We start from the raw sequence: 18,291 nt of genomic DNA, 5'->3' as shown, positions 1-18,291 counted from the left end.
CTGGGCTGGCTATATTTGCCCAATGACCTTCGAACCCACCCTCGAGTTTGCGGCCCACCTCGACGCGCAGGACCCGCTCCGTTTATTCCGTTCCCGCTTTCATATTCCCCTTACCCCTGAAGGCCAGGAAGCTGTGTACTTCTGCGGCAACTCCCTGGGTTTGCAGCCCCGCACGGCCCGGGCCGCCGCCGAAGAGCAGTTTGCCTCCTGGGAAAAACGGGCGGTGGAAGGCCACTTCCTCGGCAACGACCCGTGGATGCACTACCACGAAACCCTGGCCGAAGCTACCGGCCGGGTAGTGGGCGCCAAGCCCCTAGAAGTAGTGGTAATGAACAACCTCACGGTGAATCTGCACCTGCTGCTGCTCACGTTTTACCGGCCCACGGCCACCCGCTACAAGGTGCTCATGGAAGGGGGCGCTTTTCCTTCCGATCAGTACGCGCTGGAAAGCCAGGTAAAGCTGCATGGCCTCGACCCGAACGACGCTATTGTGGAGCTGGTGCCCCGCCCCGGCGAGCATACCCTGCGCACTGAGGATATTGAAGCCACCATTCGGGAGCTGGGTGATTCCCTGGCTACCATCATCCTCGGTGGTATCAATTACTACACCGGGCAGGTGTTCGACATGGCGGCCATTACCCGCGCGGGCCACGCCGTGGGGGCTACCGTGGGCTTCGACCTGGCCCACGCCGCCGGCAACATTGAGCTGCACCTGCACGACTGGGACGTAGATTTTGCCTGCTGGTGCTCCTATAAGTACCTGAACTCCGGGCCTGGCGGTACCAGTGGGGTGTTTGTGCACGAGCGGTTTGCCCATAGCCCCGAGCTGCCCCGGCTGGCCGGCTGGTGGGGCCACGATGCCTCCGAGCGGTTTCAAATGAAAAAAGGCTTCCGGCCCATGCCGGGGGCCGCGGGTTGGCAGCTCTCCAACTCCCAGGTTTTTCCGCTGGCCCTGCACCGGGCGGCCCTGGCCGTGGTGGATGAAGCCGGGGGCATTCCGGCGCTGCGGCAGAAAAGTGAGTTGCTCACGGCCTACCTGGAGTTCCTGATCAAGCGGCTGAATTTGCCTGCCTCCCGCCTCGAAATCATTACCCCCGCCGACCCAGCCCAGCGCGGCTGCCAGCTGTCCATTCTGGTGCACGAGGGCGGGCGCGCGTTATTCGACCATCTGGTGGCCGCCGGCATCATCGGCGACTGGCGCGAGCCGAACGTCATCCGCCTGGCCCCAGTGCCCTTGTACAACTCCTTTCAGGATGTGCAGCGCGTGGGACAAGTGCTGGCCGACTGGGCAGGCGTGTAACATTCCGGGCAACTTTCACCGCTTGCCCGTGGTTTTACGTTGATAGAATTGAAACCCGGGAGGGCAACCTCCACCTGAGCTAACGCGCCATGTATGAAGAGTATGCGGACAAAATGAGCCGCAAATCCCTGCCCGAGCTGTTCCTGTACGTGCACAAGCGTCAGGAATACCGTGAAGATGCCGTGCTGGCCGCCCTCGACGAGCTGGCCCGGCGTGGGGAAGAACCGGCCGAAGCTGCCGCCATTCGTACAGAGCTGTTACCCATTGTAGCGCAGCAGCACGAAGAAAAGCGGCAGGCGGCCGCCCGCACCACCGCCGAGCCGGCAGTGCCTACGCCCTATGCCCCGGCCGATGCCGAAGGGCCCGCCCTGTACTCGCCCGGTACTATTGTGCTGTTCTCCATGCTGTTCTCCTTTTTTGTGGGAGGCATTCTGTTTGTGATCAACATGTTCCGGCTCAAGGAATCGGGTAAGGCAGTTCGCCTAATCCTGTTCTTGGTGGCAGTGCTGGCTGGCCAGTACTTTGGCCTTCGGTGGCTGACGGGTATGTATGGCCCGGAGATGCAGCTCTTTAGCACCGTGGGGGTGAACTTTGTGGCGGTATTGGTTTATCTGTTGTACTTCTGGCCCCGCTACGTGGGCGCCCGGCCCTACGTGAGCCGGCAGTGGCTGCCAGCCCTGCTAATTTGCCTGGTCGTGATATACGGTTTGGTGAAGCTGGCCGCTCCTTATATGGTCGACATGGCAAAGTAGTGCATGGCTGCTCTGACGTTGCTGCCCTTGGCGCAGGCTGAGGTGTATTTCCAGCCGGCCTTTCTACCCATTCCTGAAGCGACGGCGCTGTTTAGTGAGTTGACGGCTACGGTAGCGTGGCGGCAGGACTCCATTCAGCTATTTGGGAAACAAGTGCCGCAGCCCCGCCTCACGGCCTGGTATGGCGACGAACACGCGGCCTACAGCTACTCGGGGCTGTACCTCAGGCCCCAACCCTGGACGGAGCCCCTGCAGCGTCTGCGCCGCCAAGTAGAAGACGCCACCGGGCAGGCCTTCAACAGCGTTCTGCTCAACCTCTACCGCACGGGCCAGGACAGCATGGGCTGGCACGCCGACGATGAGCCCGAGCTGGGCCCGAACCCCGTCATTGCCTCCGTGAGCCTGGGAGCCACCCGGCGCATGCGGTTCCGGCCTCGCTTGAGCTTGCTGCCAGATGCAGCGCCGTTTGGTTTGGACCTGCCCGCCGGTAGCCTGCTGCTCATGCAGGGTGCCACTCAGCACACCTGGCAGCACGCCATTCCCAAAACTGCCCGCGCCGTGGGCCCGCGCCTCAACCTGACCTTCCGTAGCGTGCAGGGTAAGCTCTAACGCCAACTATAGGTGAAGCACAAAAAAAGCCCGGTTGCCTCTGTAGGCAACCGGGCTTTTTTGGGCGAAAGGCGTAAGGCTACTTGATGTTCACCAGCAAGCCCACGTAAGCCAGACGGCCGATATTCGGACCGCCGTACACCTGGGTGTTATTCTGATCCAGGAGGTTGGAGCCGCCTAGCTGCAGCGTCGTACCCAGCTTAGACAGCGTGTAGCCCACCGAGGCGTCGAGGCTGCTGTAGTCCTCAAGCTGGCCTACGGCGAAGGGCATTTCGTAGAGGTGGCCCTGAGCCCAGCGGTAGTTTACGGCGTAGTTCAGGTTGTTCACTACAATGCCGTTCACACCCACGTTATACTTGTGCTTAGGCGTGTTGAAGAACGTCTGGAAGTTCTCGGGAAGGTCCTTGTCGTCGAGGATGTTGAGCGAGTAGTTCGTGGTCAGGTTGAGGGCCTTGTTGAAATAATACGTCAGCCCGATGGCGGCACCTTGCGTGTTTACTTCCTGACGGGCGTTGGTCCACACCTGCAGAATGCGGGTATTGGAGGTGCGGTCTTGGAAGGCCGGGGCGCCGGAGGGGTTTTGCTGTACGCGCTGGTACTCAGCGTTCAATTGAGTAGGGGAGGGCCGGCTGCCGTCTCGGTTACCGATAAAGCGGACAGCGCCAATGAAGTCGTTATAGGAGCTGCGGTAGTAGTTGATGTCCATGTACAGCTTCTCCAGCAGAATGCCTTTGTAGCCAACTTCCACCGTATTAAGGCGCTCCAGCTTCAAAGCAGGCGCGTTCATTTCGAAGGAACTGAGGTCAGCACCCGTCGTGCCAAAGGGCTGACCGTCGGCATTTACTAGGCTGTAGCCCTGGTAGCCGTTGTCTACGTTGCCCTGCAAGCGCACCTGGCCCAAATCGATGCGTACGTACTGGTCGAGCTGGGTGGGCGAGCGGAATGCGCGGCCATAGGAGGCGCGGAAGTTGTGCTGCTTCCGCTCCCCGGCCGAGTATACCACCGAGGCCCGGGGTGATACGGCCGGATCAAAGTTTTTGAAATCATCCACCCGAACAGCCAGGGCCAGCTTCAGGCGCTCTTCCAGCAGTTTGTGCGTAAGCTGCGTGTAGCCGCCCAGCTCGTGGTTTTGAATACGCTCAGCGTCGTCGGAAAAGAAGTTGCCGTTGGAGCCTAAGCGGAATTTACGGTAAGCGCCACCCACAATCAGGTCCGTCATATCACCGAACTTGAAGTTGTACTGGGCGTTGCCTTCGTTCAGCAAAGAGCTGGGGCTAAGCTTAGCCCCAATACCGGGGGTAGGGTCGTTGATGATTTTGCTGCGCAGCTCCTGAAAGCGCGGGTCCGAAGGCTGCAGCTGCGTGTTGTCGGCAGCTTGCTTGGCCTGCTCGATGGAGCCCGTGGCTTTCAGTGTACCCAGGTAGGTGCCGTAGTAGCGCTGGGCATAAGTCGGGCCCGTTCCGTCGGGAGAAATAGTAGAGGTCTGCAGGAACGCGCCCAGGAACGTCAGGTCATAAGAGTTGCCCCCGAAGTCCTGCACCGACTGACCGCGCAAAAACCAGTTAGTGCCTTTGATTTCACCGTGGTACTGGTTGGTGCCGAAGTCGCGCAGGCGGTAGCGGCTGCTGCTCTGGTAGCTGGCGGTACCGCGGGCTACGCTGGCACCCACCGTCATCTTAATGTTGTTGGTCAGCAGGTAAGAAATGGTGGGCTGGATCTTAAGCGACTTGGCCTTGTTGTCTTCGCCAATTAGGGTTTTTTCGTCGTAGCCCGGCATGAAGATGGTTTTGCCACGCAGAGAGGGTGGCGTCGTGGCGTAGTTCGGGTCGGCGGGGTTGTTGGTGAAGGTGTAGCCGCCCACGTCACCGTAGCGGTTTACAGCATCGTAGCCCAGGCCAGAGCCCTCGGGGTTATTGCGGCGCTCAATTTTGCTGCTGGAAGCGGAGAAGTTGCTGGCCAGCCAGTCGTCGGCCGTCAGGTAAGAACCTACCACTTTGAAGGCAAACTTCTCGCCGAGCTTCTTGGCAAAGCGCAGCTGCCCATCCAGGTAGCTACGCTGCCCGCCCCGCAGACGCACGCTCAGGCCTTCGGAGGCAAAAGGGTCTTTGGTGTTGAGCAGCAGCACGCCGTTGAAGGCGTTGGCCCCGTATAGCGCCGAAGCCGGCCCGTGGATGATTTCGATGCTTTCAATATCCAGCTCCGGTACGCCCGTCAGGTTGCCGGCATTCACGTTCAGGCTGGGGCTCTGCGTATCGAAGTAGTCGGTGAGCTGAATGATGCGCTCCGACTTGGCCGAGTTGAAGCCGCGCGTACTCACGCTGGTCATCAACAAGCTGGCGCTGTTTACATCAATGCCTTTGTAGTGGTTGAGCCCGGCCTGGATGTCGGCCGTCGGAATCCGCTCGATCTGCTGGCTGTTCAGCTTTTCAATGGTCACCGGCGCCTGCAGAATGCCTTCCTCCACGCGGGAAGCGGCAACTACTACTTCATTGGTGAAGGCCACGGTGGGCGTCAGGCCCACGGCAAGGTTGGCATCGGGGCTGGTGAGGGAAACTTCCTTGGTTTCGTAGCCGATAAACGAAACGGACAGAACCACCGGCCCGCCCCCGAAATCGGCGCGAAGCTCAAAGCGGCCGTCCCGGTCGGTGCTGGTACCTACAAAGGTGCCCTTTAGGAACACAGTGGCCCCGGGTAGTGGCTCACCAACTTCGGTTTGTACCAAACCGCTTACAATGGCATCCTGCTGCGCCAGGGCTGTTTGGGCCACGCCCAGAAGAAGTAAAAACAGCCAGATGGAATAAATTTTCCTCATATCAACGATGTTAAGTGGGTGTGCGTCCGGAATGGGAGGTCAAAGATAAGGGAATATACCGCAGCACGGAAGGCTTGAGGAGTTTTGACTTGTTGCTTTCGTTATATTTCTACCTGAAGTTGCCGTCGGTGTTTTTCGCTTAGCACCCCCCGGGAGCCTGCCGGTATTTCCTTGATATGGACCTTTCTAGGAAAAAGTTTGCTTTCTCTTATGGAAAGCTGCTGCGGTCGGTCTGCCTAGAAATATATTAAAAAACTACTAGAAACGAATATTATACTTCCGGCACTTGAATGCTTTTCGGCACTCAGGCTGGCCGTTGTAGCTCGGACCTCGTAAGTTCCTGTGGTTCGTCTTAGATTGCGTTTCCGACTTTTGCCTCGCGCTATGCCTGCTATTGCCCACCCTGCTGCTCCCGCGGCCGTTACCATTCTTGGTGGCGGCCTCGTTGGCTCGTTGCTTTCCTTATACCTGGCCCGGCACGGGCACACTGTAAACATGCTGGAGCGGCGCCCCGACCCGCGGCTGGCCGGGGCCCAGGAAGGACGCTCCATCAACCTGGCGTTGTCGGACCGGGGGTGGCGGGCCCTGGAGGGCGTGGGCATTGCTGAGCAGATCCGGCAGGTGGGCATTCCCATGTACGGCCGCGTGATGCACGACCAGCAGGGCCGCCTCACGTCCCAGGCCTACGGCAAGCAGGATCAGGCTATCTACTCCGTTTCCCGGGCCGGACTCAACCGGACGCTGCTGGACCTGGTAGAGCAGGAGGCGGGCGTGCAGGTGCGCTTCGAGCAGCAGTGCCTGAGCGTAGACGTGCGCAACCAACTGCTGGAAGTGCGCGACGGTGCTACCGGCACCGTTGCGGAACAGCCGTATGCCCGCCTGTTTGGGGTGGATGGGGCCTACTCCGCCGTGCGTGGTGCCCTGCAGAAAACCGACCGGTTCGATTACTCCCAGAGCTACCTGGAGTATGGCTACAAGGAACTGAACATTGCGGCTGGCCCCGAGGGCACCTGGCAGTTGGAAAAGCACGCCCTGCACATCTGGCCCCGGGGGCAGTACATGATGATTGCGCTGCCCAACCTCGACGGGACCTTCACCTGCACGCTGTTCTTTCCCTATGAAGGGCCCCACTCGTTTGCCGCTCTGCAAACCGAAGAGCAGGTGCGGGCTTTCTTCGAAGAAGTATTCCCCGATGCCACACCCCTGATGCCGGAGCTGGTGGAAGACTTTTTTCAGAACCCCACGGGTTCCCTGGTAACGGTGCGCTGCTTTCCCTGGTCGTACCAGGACTCCGTGCTGCTGCTGGGCGATGCTGCTCACGCCATTGTGCCGTTCTATGGCCAGGGCATGAATGCCGGCTTCGAGGACTGCACTGTACTCAACGAGCTGCTCGGCCAGCTGGGCCCCGACTGGGCGGCCGTATTCAAGGCCTTTGAGCAGCAGCGCAAGCCCAACACCGACGCTATGGCCGAAATGGCCATCTACAACTTTGAGGAGATGCGCGACCGGGTGGCCGACCCCCGGTTTCTGCTGCAGAAGAAAATCGAAAGCAAACTATCGGCGCAGTACCCCGACCAATGGGTGCCCTTGTATCCGCAGGTCACGTTCTCGCACACGCCCTACGCCGAAGCCTGGACCAGTGGCCAGCGTCAGGACCGCATCATGGCCCGCCTGATGCCGCACATTCAGGCGGAGCAAGACTACGACCGCCCGGAGGTGCAGCAACTCATTGCCCGGGAGATGGCCACTATGCAGTAAAAGAGGTACGGCCCGGCTGGCGCATTGCCAACCGGGCCGCAAAAGCTGCTTTGTAGCGAAAATGCTTAGAATCGGGGGGAGCTAAGCCGCACCACGGCCATCGGCTGCTGATCGGCCAGCCAGAAGTAGGTAGCCAGTTGGCTGGGGCGCAGTACCCGGCCCAGCGAAGCCAGATAGCGGCGCTCGGCGCGGCGCTGGGCACCCGGTAGCCGGTCTAGTAAGTGGTGGGCGGTGCGCTGCTGCTGGCGCAGGTGCACGTAGGTGCAGCGTTCCACTTGTCGGCGCTGCTCAGCGCTTAAATCAAGCGCATCGGCCAAGTAGGCGGCCAGCTGATGAGCCCGCTGCCGCGAAATACCCGGTTGGGGCGCGGCATCTGGCTGATTGATGAATGTGGGCGGCCCAACAGTCTGGGCCCGGCTTGCCATGGGTAACAGGCTTCCCAAAACCAGCAAAAGCAAGGAAAATGAGCGAAGCAAAGGCATAGCAGCGGTTGAAGGAGCAACAAGAGAACTTCCCTTGCACTTTACAAAGTTAATGTTTTGTTTGGATCAGCTCGGGTTTTTAGGCTATTCTTCCGTAATTCTCTCTGTGTGTCTTTGCTGAGTAGCGCAAGAACCAGTCTAGGAGCCAAACGAAAAAGCACCGCCTAATAGTATTACCGCAAGCCCGGTAGTTAGCCCCAGCAGTAGTCCTGCCCATACTTGGGCACGCGTGTGCGCCTGTAGAGCAAGCCTAGCCCAGGCCACGGCGGCGGCGGCAGTAAGCCCTAACGCCAAGCCAAACAGAGCCGCCCACCCCCACGAGGGCCGCCCCAGCATTAGCAAGGTTGCCAAAGCACCGCCCATCCCCACGCCGTGGGCACTGATCTTCCACCAGAACGTAATCAGAAAAGTAAGCAGCACAGCTACCGTCATGCCCCCGAGCAGCAGCGGTAGCAGGCGAGGCACGCCGGGGGAATTCGTAACCAGGTAGGTTGCCAGCCCAAAGCAGCAGGCTGTAAGGAGAAGCGGCCCGTACCGCTGGCGCCGCTCCTGCAACATAAATGACTCCAGCCGCCCCCGGTAGTAAAGCAGCCCGGTGCCTAGAGCCGGCAGCCCAAACGTGCATCCGGCTACTACCCCTAGGGTCAGGCTCCCCGAAGACTGGGTTGGCGTTGAGCCAATAACTACCAGAGCTGCCAAGTAGGTGGGTACCAGCAGCGGGTGAAATACAACGGAAAGGAAGGTAGCAGCAGCGTGCTTCAAAGAAGGCAGAGTAAGCAGACTGCGCAAGATACACCCCCGGCGGGAGGCCAGAAAAAAGCCGGCAGCTGCCGGCTTTTTTCTTAGAGCTCTTTGCGAAGACGCGCTACCGGAATGTTGAGTTGCTCTCGGTACTTGGCTACCGTGCGGCGGGCAATGTTGTAGCCGCGGGCGTTCAGCATTTTCTCCAGCTTGTCGTCGGAGAGGGGGCGGGACTTGCTTTCGCCCTCAATGATTTCCTTGAGAATATGCTTGACTTCCCGGCTCGAGGCATCCTCGCCCGAGTCGGTGGCAATGCCTTCGGAAAAGAAGTACTTGAGCGGGTAAATGCCAAACTCCGTCTGCACGGCTTTGGAGTTGGCCACCCGGCTCACCGTCGAGATGTCCATCCCGATTTCCTGGGCAATGTCTTTCAGGATCATCGGGCGCAGCTTGCTTTCGTCGCCTTCCAGGAAGAAGTCGTGCTGGTACCTCACAATAGAATCCATGGTGCGCAGGAGCGTGTTCTGGCGCTGCCGGATGGCGTCGATAAACCATTTGGCCGAGTCCAGCTTCTGCTTCACGAAGGTCACAGCCTCCTTCATCTTGGCGTCTTTCTTCGACGCCTTGTCGTAGGCCTGAAACATTTCTGTGTACGCGGGGCTCACGCGCAGCTCCGGGGCGTTGCGGGCGTTCAGGGTCAGGTTCAGCTGGCCGTTGTCGTTGGTCAGGATAAAGTCGGGGATGATGTACTGCACCTTGCCCATGCCCACGGGGCCGGTGCCGCCGGGCTTGGGGTTCAGCTTCAGAATCAGGGCAATGGCGTCTTTCAGCTCATCGTCTTCCAGGTCCAGGCGCTGCTGAATGCGGGAGTAGTGCTTCTTGGTAAATTCTTCGAACGTATCGGTGATGATGCGCTCAGCATGCTCCACATCGGGGTCGTCCTGGTGGCGGCGCTCCAGCTGGAGCAGCAGGCACTCCTGCAGGTCGCGGGCCCCAATACCGGCCGGGTCGAAGCTCTGAATCACGCGCAGCACGGCCTCAATCTCCGGCACCGAGACTTCCAGGTTCTGCGAGAAAGCCAGGTCATTGGCAATGGCCGACAAGTCGCGGCGGATGTACCCGTCGCCATCAATGGAGCCGATCAACTGGCGGCCAATGGCTTCCTGCTTTTCATCGAGGCTGGCAAAGCCTAGCTGGTCGAGCAGGGAGTCAATCAGGGAGCCGCTGGTATCGGCCAGGGGCATTTCCCGGTCGTCTTCGTCCTCGCCAGGGCCGTCGCCCTGCATTTTGTAGCCGGCTATTTCGTCGTCGTTGAGGTAGTCGCTCAGGTCCAGGTCGTCGTTGTCCTGCTGGCGCTCCTCGGGTTCCGGGGCTTCGGCCACGGGCAGCTCTACCTCGGGCTGCTCATCGCGGGGCTCGTCAAAGTCTTCGTCCAGGGTGCTGTTGTCGCTGTCGAATTCAGCATCGGGGTCGTTGTCGAAGTCTTCGTCGGAATCGTCGTCTCGGTCCTGCTCCTCAAACTCTTCGTCCTGGTCGTCGCCTTCCTCCAGGGCTGGGTTTACTTCCAGCTCTTCTTTGATGCGCGCTTCCAGCTCTGCCGTCGGAATCTGCAGCAGCTTAATGAATTGTATTTGTTGGGGGGAGAGCTTCTGCTGGAGAAGCTGCTTCATGTCCAGTCGTTGCATACTCCAAAGTGCGTACGCCCCGCCGGTGATAAAACGGGGTGGTTAGGCCAAATATAGCCCTTTCTGTACTGCGGTTCGGGGGAAAATGTTGGGATTTGCCCATCATCCCCCATCTGTCGCCCGAGGAGCGAATGAGCTTCTCACGTCAGCAGGAGCCTTTGATGTGCTGGCCGTGCTAATGCGAGAAGGTGCCTCGCTTCGCCCAGGATGATAGGAGGTGCAAAATCCGCCTCGCAAATCTCCTACCTTTGCGGCCATTCCATTCTTTAGCAGACCATATTTTCCCATGTCCGACCTCCGAAGAACCAGCGTGCAGGATTTGCTCCGCAGCACCGAGCTGGACCGCGAAGTGCTGGTAAAAGGCTGGGTACGCACCCGCCGCGGCAACAAATACGTGCAGTTTATTGCCGTGAACGACGGCTCCGGCTTTAATTCTATTCAGGTAGTTGCCAATGCCGAGTTGTTCCCGGAGGAAAAGCTGAAGGCCGACGGCGTGGAAAATGGAGCGGCAATTGCCGTACGCGGTAAGCTGGTAGCCAGCCAGGGCAAAGGCCAGACGGTTGAAATTCAGGCCGAGGAAATCACGGTGTACGGCTCGGCCGACCCGGCCGTATACCCGTTGCAGAAGAAAGGCCACTCCCTGGAGTTCCTGCGGGAAATTGCCCACCTGCGTCCCCGCACCAACACGTTCGGGGCCGTGCTGCGCATTCGGCACGCCATGTCGTTTGCGGTGCACCAGTACTTCAACAGCCACGGCTACTTCTACATCCACACGCCCATCATCACCGGCTCCGATGCCGAGGGGGCCGGCCAGATGTTCCGCGTCACCACGCTCTCCGACACCAAGCCGCCCCTGAACGAGGCGGGCGCGGTGGACTATAGCCAGGATTTCTTCGGCAAGGCCACCAACCTCACCGTATCGGGGCAGCTCGAAGGCGAGGTGGCGGCCATGGCCCTGGGCAAGGTCTACACCTTCGGGCCTACCTTCCGGGCCGAAAACTCCAACACGGCCCGTCACCTGGCCGAGTTCTGGATGATTGAGCCGGAAGTGGCCTTCTTCGACCTGCAGGACAACATGGACTTGGCCGAGGACTTTCTCAAGAGCCTGGTGCGATACGCCTTGGAGCACTGCCCCGACGACCTGCAATTCCTCAACGACCAGTACGACAAGGAGCTGCTCAGCCGTTTGCGCTTTGTGGTGGACAACGACTTCCAGCGCCTCACCTACACCGAGGCCGTAGAAATCCTGAAAGGCGCGAAGCAGAAGTTCGAATTCCCCGTGGACTGGGGCACCGACTTGCAGTCGGAGCACGAGCGGTATTTGGTGGAGAAACACTTCAAGAAGCCGGTTATCCTCACCAACTACCCCAAGGATATCAAGGCCTTCTACATGAAGCTGGACGAAGACGGCCGCACCGTGCGCGCCATGGACGTGCTGTTTCCCGGCATCGGCGAAATCATCGGCGGCTCCCAGCGTGAGGATGATTTGCAGAAGCTGCAGCAGCGCATGCAGGAAATGCACGTGCCGGAGGAGGACCTATGGTGGTACCTCGATACCCGCCGCTTTGGCTCGGCCCCGCACGCCGGCTTCGGCCTGGGCTTCGAGCGGCTCATCCTGTTCATCACCGGCATGGCCAACATCCGCGACGTTATTCCCTTTCCCCGCTTCCCCAAGAGCGCAGAGTTTTAGCCCACGGGTTCTGAACCACGGATTCGCCCGGATTTTGAGGACAATTTACTCGCACACAACAAAGGCCGCCCAAGGGCGGCCTTTGTTGTGTGCGAGTAAATTAATCGAGGGTTTCAGCAGTAATTCCGCAATTCCTTGTCATCCACGGCTACCAGCGCATCGAGGCGCAGCTCGAAGCCATCCTGCAGCCGCAGATATTCCACCTTGTCCTGGATGAACAGGTCTTGGATGATGCCCTGGTAGGTAGTGGGTGGGGTGTCGGGCTCGGTGCGGTAGGTGAGGGTGCAGGGCTGGCCAGTGGTGGCGCGGGCTTCCAGCTCATCGTAGAATGAGCAGCTGATGGGCGTGTAGGAGGGAGTGGCCATAGGAAGGAAGTAGTTATGCAACAGTAGGAGGATTAAACAAGCGGGCAACCCAGGGCTGGCTGTTCAACACCAGGGAAACCGTGCTGGCAAACACCGGGAAGGTGAGGTAGAGCATACGCGCCGCGTCGCCGGAAAGGATGAGGTGCAGGCACACCGCCAGTAAGAAAAGGCCGGTGCCCGAAGGCAGGAGTGGCCCCCAGCTCCGCACCCCAGCCCGGCTACGAAAACCCAGCAGCACCACGCCGTTCCAGAGCCCGAACACGCTTGCCAGCGCCACCAGCCCGGCTCCCGAGAATAAAGCCGACACGTTTGCCTGGCTGGCCGCCAGGTGCTCGACGGCTAGCGTGGCCAGGGGCACAGTGGCGCTGGCGCCAGGTGTCAGGTGCTCTACCAGTACACGAACAGCCCAGCAAAGCGCCAGACCGCCGCTGGCCGCCGCGAGGCGTTGCCAGAAAGGAGCAAAGCGCCCGTAGAGCAGGGCCATTGGCAGAAAGAAAACGAAGGTTTCCTTGAGCACCGGCCCTAGCGCCAGGGCTAGCAGCAAGGGCCAGCGCGTGCGGGTAGAGCACGCAAACCACAGCAAACTAATTATGGCAATAAATCCGCTGTCGACCAGGGCCAGACCTGTAAGGTAGCTGGCCATGCCACTGGTAAGCACGGCAGCTAGGCCCAGCACAGAAGGGAGCGGGCGGGCCCCCAGCGCCCGGGATGCCAGGTAGCTCAGCGTAGCCGCGCCGGCCAGCGCCGCACTATTCACCAGGTAGAAGCTGGCGCCAAGCGGCAGGGGCCTGGCGGAGCCTAGGAGCCGGGGGAGGGCTACAGCAGCCTCGGCTACCAGCCGGGCCAGGCAAGGCATCACAACGCGGTAGCGGTGAATGGCGGGGACGTTGGTAAACTCACCCTGCGCCAGTTGGAGGTAGCTGAGCTCATCGGGCGCGAAATGGGCGTCGTGGTTGACCAGCAGCACATACCCGGTGCTGGTAAGCATGGCTAAGGCAAGCAGGAAGATTACTGGCGCCTCGTGGCGCGCACGGCCAAGCTGGGCAGCAGAGGAAAAGATCATATCGAAAGGTACGCTGCCAACGAAGTAAGCATGCCCCGCAATAACGCAAAAAACCTTTCCAGGTAGCCGGAAAGGTTTCTTGAGAATGTAGATCAGGAATTAGTGCTTGCCTTTGCCGTGACCCTTGCCATGGCCGTTGCCATTGTTGCCCCGGCCCTGGCCTTGCACTACATACACTGGGCGGCCGGCTGGCGCTACGGCCCGCATTTTCTTGGCCTGCCCGGGAGGCATGCCGTGCGGATGCCCCCCCTTGGGGTACTTCACGCGGTGCTCCCGAATCAGAACCCAGGGCTGGCCTCCCCGGTAATCAAGAATAACCGGGTGAAAATTTACGGGGTTATAGCCCCGGACGGAGGCCACCCGCGTCCAGGAGTTGTTGCGGTAAACAATGTACCGCTGGGCTGGCAGATCATAATAGCCCCCTATTTCGGGAATATAATAGTACTGCGTACCCCTGGGTGCCGCCGGGCCCCACGAGGGTGTGTTGATATTGATGTTGATCTGGGCCTGGGCCGTGTTAGCAGCGCCTGCCAGCAATAAAGCGAATGTGCCCGTAAGGGCCAGTTTCGAAAGCAGTTTCATACGGAGAGGTGGGTTAAAAGAAGGAAGGGGATGCGCGGCAGTTCACAAGAATAAGGCCAAGTGCTATCTGGCTCAAGCCGAAGACATGATCTTATGAGTCGTAGGCCGCTGTGCGGCTAGGCTGTTACTGGGGTACGTGAAAAGGTCCGGAGCAGATACTGAAAAGCCCCCGGCAGGCCGGAGGCTTTTCCTGGAGCGACGTTCAGCATATTACATGCGGCCCCGGCCCCGACCTTCCCCATGTGAGTTGGGGGAAGTAGGCCGGCCCGGGCCACCTGAGTTCTGCGGCCTTTCCGGAGCCGAGTAGCTGCCTCGGCTGGTACCCCGCTCGTAAGGATTGGGCTGTGCGTAGCCGCCGCGGTTTTCGCTCCGGCTGCCGTTGCGGCCCTCATCAGCACGCTCTTCGCGACGATTATCACTGCGGGAACCATAGGTGCCACGGTTTTCCTGAGAGTATCGGTTGTCGTCGCGGGTATAGCCGCCTTGGTTTTGGGGGCGGCTGGCGTAATAACCTGGTTCATAGCGGTCCTGGGGGTAGGCCACGTAGTTGCGACCGGGCCAGCGGGCTCCATAATAGCGGCCGGGCCGTACGCCCCACCGGTCGCAGTAGGCGCGGTGCTCCCGGTGGTAGCCCCAGGGCCGCCGGCCCACGTACTGAATCACGACCGGGTGAAAAAAGCGCGGGTCGTAGGCGGCGTAGGCACGGGGCAGGTACGGAGAACTCACCCACGCCCCGTAAACCGGGTCAAAAACCAGGTACAGCTCGTTATACAGATCATAGTAGCCATCTATTTCCGGGATGTAGTAGTACTGCACATCCGGGCCTACGCTAGGACCCCAATACGGGGCACTCATATCAATGTGTACCTGGGCCTGCGCGCGGGTGCCGTGCAGCAGTAGCGCCAGTGCCAATAACAAGCCCGATTTCAGCAGCGTTTTCATGGAATAAGGGGAAAAGGAGGTAGGCTGAAGCTAAGGCAAAAGCCGCACCATAATTTGGCCCTTAGACCAAAATAGGCAGGAAGGTTTAAAAGAAGTCGAGCTGCCGCGAAAACGGAGGCTGGGTTCTGGTTGATAGTGGGTTAGGGGAAATGGCTTGCTGAGCACCAGCACCACCCTGGTGCTGGTGCTCAGCAAGCATTGCCAACTCTGAACTATCACACGCCGTGCACAGTGCCAGCGCCCAGGATAGCGTTGCCAGGCAAGATAGCACCCCGCATAAACGAAAGCAGCCTCTGCTGAGGTGAAAAAGTGAAGCAGAGGCCGATCATCCCATTGAAAACAAACCCGGTATCTTCTTGGCCCGGCCAGACGCCAAGCAACTGGTCGGCTAAGCTGCCCCATATCCCTGGCTACCAGGGGAAGGTAACTCGCAGATCGTGGGGTAGTCCAGCCCCGTTACGTCAGGCTGCAAAATGGGGCGAGGCTGGGAGCGGTATCTTTTTAACGTAGGGCGAACATTTCCGGCCGCGTGGATGTAGTCGTTCCTTGAGACCTGTGTGGCGGGCCTGTACCACCGCCGTGGGCAACCGCATGCACAGTATTGGTACAGTGTTTGCCAACGCTGGGCACCCAGCCCTTGGTATTCCCTCCGGAGTTGCCGGAAATATTGTAGCTTGCCTTTCTCTGTTTGCCCTATGCACCGCGCTTTTACTTTCTTTTTTGGGCTTGGCCTGTTTCTGCTGACGCCGGCATCCCTGTTTGCCCAGACTACCGTCGCCGAGCCGACGGCGGCTCCGGCGCAAGCGTTGGGATGCGCCATCGTGACGGGCACCGTTACCGATGAGTCGAACAACCCGTTGACCGGAGCCACGGTGGAGGTGCCAGGTATCAAAGATGCCTTTATCACCAACTCCGAAGGGCGGTATATCATCATGACCAAAACGCCGCTGCCGCGCAATGCCCGCTTGCAAGTGAGTGCGGGCGGCTACGAGGCCCAGGAACTGGTCCTCGTAAACTGTGAAGCTACCAGCGTAGCGCTTCATACCCTGCCCGGTACCCGCTTTAAGCGGGATGGACGCATCAAGAAAACGTCCTCTACCGGTAAGATCTGGTAGGCAGTCAGGTTCGATACGATAACGTCATTTGTTTGGGGTAAGCCGGCGGCAGAAGTAATGCTTCTGCCGCCGGCTTTTTTACTGTTTCCCGGAACTGACTTTTATGCGTCCAGTTTCTGGGAGGAGACTTCGGTTGCCCCATGACTGGGCGCGTTGTCGGGGCCCTGTATAGCACAGCCGCGTTGCCCGCCTCACGACTGGCTGGGCGCGCAGGAAGTAAAAAACAGGTATTGGGACTGGTTTTTGGATAATACCGCTGGCTCTGTAAATAATTGAGCCGGTGGGGGCAGACGAATCAACCACGAATGCAGCCTATTGCGTAGCTTTGCTCAGCGCTTCTGTTGCCTCACCCCTATTGCTTCTTTGTGAAAAAAACTTGTACTCTTTTCCTGGCAGCCTGCTGCTGGTCGGGTCTTGCATGGGCCCAGCAGCCCCAAACGCAGACCGTGCATTACTACTACGGAAACCTGCACGCTCACTCGGCCTATTCCGATGGCAACAAGGACGCAGGAACTACCAAGTACAGTACACCCGGGCAGAATTTTAGCTTTGCTTCCGCCTCCGAGCATTTCGACTTCCTAGGTATTTCGGAGCACAACCACGCCACGGCTGGTATGCAGCGGGCCAACTATGCCCGCGGCCTGCGCCAGGCCGATAGTGTAACGGTGGCTGGCAGCTTCGTCGCGCTCTACGGCATGGAGTGGGGCACCATTTCGGGCGGCGGCCACGTGCTGGTATATGGGGTTGATCAGTTGCTGAACTGGGAGTCGGGGAACTACGATGTGTACGTGCCCAAAAACGACTATCAGGCCCTGTTCCGACAAATCAACAAGCGCCCCGGGGCCTTTGCTACGCTGGCTCACCCCAGCTCCGGCGACTATGGCAACCTAGCCGGCACGGCGCCCTTTAGCGCCCGGGCCGATAGCGCGGTTGTGGGGACGGTGATGCGCTCTGGTCCGGCTATGTCTACCAACATAAGCTACCTCGACCCTTCCCGCAGCAACTACGAGGGCACTTATCAGCGGCTGCTGGCCAAGGGCTACCACGTAGGCATATCCCTCGACCACGACAACCACTACACCACCTTTGGCCGGAGTACGGCGGGTCGCCTCGTGGTGCTGGCGCCGGAACTGACCCGCCAGCACCTGCTCGAAGCCCTGCGTGCCCGACATTTCTACGCCTCCGACGACTGGAATGCCGAGGTGCACTTCCAAGTCAATGAGCACCTGATGGGCAGTGTAGCCGAGGGAGAGCAGGCCCCCGCAGTTAGCGTAGCAGTGACGGATAGTGACGGGGAAGCTATAAAGAGCCTGACGTTGCTGCGTGGCACGCCAGGCAGTGGCACGCTGGCCATGGTGGTGGCTACCGCTCCCAACTTGGGCAATGCCCTCAGCTATACCGAAACCGCCCTTGCTCCCGGTGAGACGGCGTACTACTACGCAGTAATCGTGCAAGCCGACGGCGACCGGATGGTAACGTCGCCCATTTGGTACACCCGCGCCGTAGTTACTGCTGGCCAAACGGCCCGGTTGGCTTCCGCTCAGCTCGATATCTACCCTAACCCGGCCAACGGCCCGCTCTCGGTGTCGTACTTTCTCCCGGTACCGGCCCAGGTAACGCTGGACGTGCTGGACGGAGTAGGACGCCCCGTGCACCAGCTGGCCGCCGACAGCCGGCAGGCGGCTGGCCCGCATACGGTGCAAATCAGTCCACAGGTTGCCCGCCTGCCCGCGGGCATCTATACGGTTCGGCTGGTTCAGAATGGGGTTGCTACGTACCGGCGCTTAGTCGTGCTGCAATAGCCTCCGCCAGCAGCAAAAGACCTCCGGGGTCGTATACTCCACAGTATACAGCCCCGGAGGTCTTTTGCTGCTGGCCAACTTCCATAGCGGAAAAATAACCTACTCCTGTGGCGGAGAAGCGCGTTCCAGGGCCCTATCCAAGGCCTGAGTCAACTACGCTCCATCCGTGCTGGCGTGCCGCTAGCCATTGACGGCCCAGCGGGTCCGGCGCTTTGCCGCTTTGTGCCGCTTATTTTGCTTCTTCCGCTTGTTCAGGGAGGAAAACAGCTTCCCGGGGTGTAGGTCGGTGCTGAGTCGGGTCAGGGGTTTGCTTGATTCGGGAGCCCCTACGGTTTCACAGGCCGCTTCGAAGGGCAGGGCGAAAGCAAAAGCACCGATGAGCAGAAATGCGGATAAATTTTTCATGGTACTTAAGTAATTTTAGTTGATACTTTGCTGATGCAATTGTACGGTCGTTGTTGCATAAGTGCTAAAAAATGACCTCACATAATTGTGTGATAAGAGCTAAATAAATCATAATTAATTGTTTATCAAGTCGTTATTTTGATCAATAGTAGATTTCTACTATTGAGCTCCATCCTAAATCTGTTACG

16 protein-coding genes are annotated in these 18,291 nt (G+C 59.5%); 7 read left to right on the top strand and 9 right to left on the bottom strand.

Translation table 11 applies throughout. The features are described from left to right. Window positions 1-22: 22 nt before the first annotated feature. From kynU to HER32_RS09515, 3 genes are all read left to right on the top strand, one after another. Window positions 23-1,300, top strand: a complete 1,278-nt coding sequence (kynU, locus tag HER32_RS09525) for a kynureninase (RefSeq protein ID WP_168681706.1) — start codon at window positions 23-25, stop codon at window positions 1,298-1,300. A gap of 113 nt (window positions 1,301-1,413) precedes the next feature. After that, entirely contained in the window at window positions 1,414-2,052 is a 639-nt protein-coding gene (locus HER32_RS09520; RefSeq protein ID WP_168681705.1) for a hypothetical protein, read from the top strand. Window positions 2,053-2,055: 3 nt separating this feature from the next. Beyond that, window positions 2,056-2,661: an alpha-ketoglutarate-dependent dioxygenase AlkB family protein gene (locus HER32_RS09515; protein WP_168681704.1), complete on the top strand. Its 606-nt coding sequence runs from the start codon at window positions 2,056-2,058 to the stop codon at window positions 2,659-2,661. A gap of 79 nt (window positions 2,662-2,740) precedes the next feature. Here HER32_RS09515 and HER32_RS09510 read toward each other — a convergent pair whose 3' ends face one another. Further along, window positions 2,741-5,473: a TonB-dependent receptor gene (locus tag HER32_RS09510; RefSeq protein ID WP_168681703.1), complete on the bottom strand. Its 2,733-nt coding sequence runs from the start codon at window positions 5,471-5,473 to the stop codon at window positions 2,741-2,743. Between the two features lie 384 nt (window positions 5,474-5,857). Here HER32_RS09510 and HER32_RS09505 point away from each other — a divergent pair, with 384 nt between their 5' ends. Next, complete coding sequence (locus HER32_RS09505) at window positions 5,858-7,231, top strand: FAD-dependent oxidoreductase (protein WP_168681702.1); 1,374 nt, start codon at window positions 5,858-5,860, stop codon at window positions 7,229-7,231. A gap of 65 nt (window positions 7,232-7,296) precedes the next feature. On the opposite strand, the gene HER32_RS09500 is transcribed toward HER32_RS09505, so the two are convergent. From HER32_RS09500 to rpoN, 3 genes are all read right to left on the bottom strand, one after another. After that, window positions 7,297-7,656, bottom strand: coding sequence for a hypothetical protein (locus tag HER32_RS09500; RefSeq protein WP_168681701.1), 360 nt, complete (start codon window positions 7,654-7,656; stop codon window positions 7,297-7,299). A 195-nt stretch (window positions 7,657-7,851) separates the two neighbouring features. Beyond that, window positions 7,852-8,475, bottom strand: a complete 624-nt coding sequence (locus tag HER32_RS09495) for a hypothetical protein (protein WP_168681700.1) — start codon at window positions 8,473-8,475, stop codon at window positions 7,852-7,854. Between the two features lie 80 nt (window positions 8,476-8,555). Continuing rightward, window positions 8,556-10,139: an RNA polymerase factor sigma-54 gene (gene rpoN, locus HER32_RS09490; protein WP_232066463.1), complete on the bottom strand. Its 1,584-nt coding sequence runs from the start codon at window positions 10,137-10,139 to the stop codon at window positions 8,556-8,558. 286 nt (window positions 10,140-10,425) lie between these two features. Between rpoN and asnS the strand changes: the two genes are divergently transcribed. Continuing rightward, window positions 10,426-11,829: an asparagine--tRNA ligase gene (asnS, locus tag HER32_RS09485; protein WP_149071225.1), complete on the top strand. Its 1,404-nt coding sequence runs from the start codon at window positions 10,426-10,428 to the stop codon at window positions 11,827-11,829. Between the two features lie 113 nt (window positions 11,830-11,942). On the opposite strand, the gene HER32_RS09480 is transcribed toward asnS, so the two are convergent. From HER32_RS09480 to HER32_RS09465, 4 genes are all read right to left on the bottom strand, one after another. Next, window positions 11,943-12,194, bottom strand: coding sequence for a hypothetical protein (locus HER32_RS09480; RefSeq protein ID WP_168681699.1), 252 nt, complete (start codon window positions 12,192-12,194; stop codon window positions 11,943-11,945). A 13-nt stretch (window positions 12,195-12,207) separates the two neighbouring features. Then, window positions 12,208-13,257 (bottom strand): hypothetical protein, encoded by a 1,050-nt coding sequence (locus HER32_RS09475; protein WP_168681698.1) that lies wholly within the window; start codon window positions 13,255-13,257, stop codon window positions 12,208-12,210. Window positions 13,258-13,356: 99 nt separating this feature from the next. After that, window positions 13,357-13,839 (bottom strand): hypothetical protein, encoded by a 483-nt coding sequence (locus tag HER32_RS09470; RefSeq protein ID WP_168681697.1) that lies wholly within the window; start codon window positions 13,837-13,839, stop codon window positions 13,357-13,359. A 210-nt stretch (window positions 13,840-14,049) separates the two neighbouring features. Continuing rightward, complete coding sequence (locus HER32_RS09465; protein WP_168681696.1) at window positions 14,050-14,781, bottom strand: hypothetical protein; 732 nt, start codon at window positions 14,779-14,781, stop codon at window positions 14,050-14,052. A 695-nt stretch (window positions 14,782-15,476) separates the two neighbouring features. On the opposite strand from HER32_RS09465, the gene HER32_RS09460 reads away from it, so the two are divergent. Next, window positions 15,477-15,896, top strand: coding sequence for a carboxypeptidase regulatory-like domain-containing protein (locus tag HER32_RS09460; protein ID WP_149071230.1), 420 nt, complete (start codon window positions 15,477-15,479; stop codon window positions 15,894-15,896). 446 nt (window positions 15,897-16,342) lie between these two features. Beyond that, window positions 16,343-17,698, top strand: coding sequence for a CehA/McbA family metallohydrolase (locus HER32_RS09455; protein ID WP_168681695.1), 1,356 nt, complete (start codon window positions 16,343-16,345; stop codon window positions 17,696-17,698). Window positions 17,699-17,878: 180 nt separating this feature from the next. Here HER32_RS09455 and HER32_RS09450 read toward each other — a convergent pair whose 3' ends face one another. After that, entirely contained in the window at window positions 17,879-18,103 is a 225-nt protein-coding gene (locus HER32_RS09450) for a hypothetical protein (RefSeq protein ID WP_149071232.1), read from the bottom strand. Between the last annotated feature and the right edge of the window lie 188 nt (window positions 18,104-18,291).

Source organism: Hymenobacter sp. BT18 (genome assembly GCF_012273015.1).
Classification (GTDB): domain Bacteria; phylum Bacteroidota; class Bacteroidia; order Cytophagales; family Hymenobacteraceae; genus Hymenobacter; species Hymenobacter lutimineralis.
The sequence above is the reverse complement of the archived record's forward strand: the minus strand, read 5'-3'. Positions and strand labels throughout refer to the sequence as shown.

Excerpts from the sequence above, each read along its gene's own strand:
- kynU (WP_168681706.1), top strand. The coding sequence starts at position 23 with ATGACCTTCGAACCCACCCTCGAGTTTGCGGCCCACCTCGACGCGCAG.
- HER32_RS09520 (WP_168681705.1), top strand. The coding sequence starts at position 1,414 with ATGAGCCGCAAATCCCTGCCCGAGCTGTTCCTGTACGTGCACAAGCGT.
- HER32_RS09515 (WP_168681704.1), top strand. The coding sequence starts at position 2,056 with ATGGCTGCTCTGACGTTGCTGCCCTTGGCGCAGGCTGAGGTGTATTTC.
- HER32_RS09510 (WP_168681703.1), bottom strand. The coding sequence starts at position 5,473 with ATGAGGAAAATTTATTCCATCTGGCTGTTTTTACTTCTTCTGGGCGTG.
- HER32_RS09505 (WP_168681702.1), top strand. The coding sequence starts at position 5,858 with ATGCCTGCTATTGCCCACCCTGCTGCTCCCGCGGCCGTTACCATTCTT.
- HER32_RS09500 (WP_168681701.1), bottom strand. The coding sequence starts at position 7,656 with ATGGCAAGCCGGGCCCAGACTGTTGGGCCGCCCACATTCATCAATCAG.
- rpoN (WP_232066463.1), bottom strand. The coding sequence starts at position 10,139 with ATGCAACGACTGGACATGAAGCAGCTTCTCCAGCAGAAGCTCTCCCCC.
- asnS (WP_149071225.1), top strand. The coding sequence starts at position 10,426 with ATGTCCGACCTCCGAAGAACCAGCGTGCAGGATTTGCTCCGCAGCACC.
- HER32_RS09480 (WP_168681699.1), bottom strand. The coding sequence starts at position 12,194 with ATGGCCACTCCCTCCTACACGCCCATCAGCTGCTCATTCTACGATGAG.
- HER32_RS09475 (WP_168681698.1), bottom strand. The coding sequence starts at position 13,257 with ATGATCTTTTCCTCTGCTGCCCAGCTTGGCCGTGCGCGCCACGAGGCG.
- HER32_RS09470 (WP_168681697.1), bottom strand. The coding sequence starts at position 13,839 with ATGAAACTGCTTTCGAAACTGGCCCTTACGGGCACATTCGCTTTATTG.
- HER32_RS09465 (WP_168681696.1), bottom strand. The coding sequence starts at position 14,781 with ATGAAAACGCTGCTGAAATCGGGCTTGTTATTGGCACTGGCGCTACTG.
- HER32_RS09460 (WP_149071230.1), top strand. The coding sequence starts at position 15,477 with ATGCACCGCGCTTTTACTTTCTTTTTTGGGCTTGGCCTGTTTCTGCTG.
- HER32_RS09450 (WP_149071232.1), bottom strand. The coding sequence starts at position 18,103 with ATGAAAAATTTATCCGCATTTCTGCTCATCGGTGCTTTTGCTTTCGCC.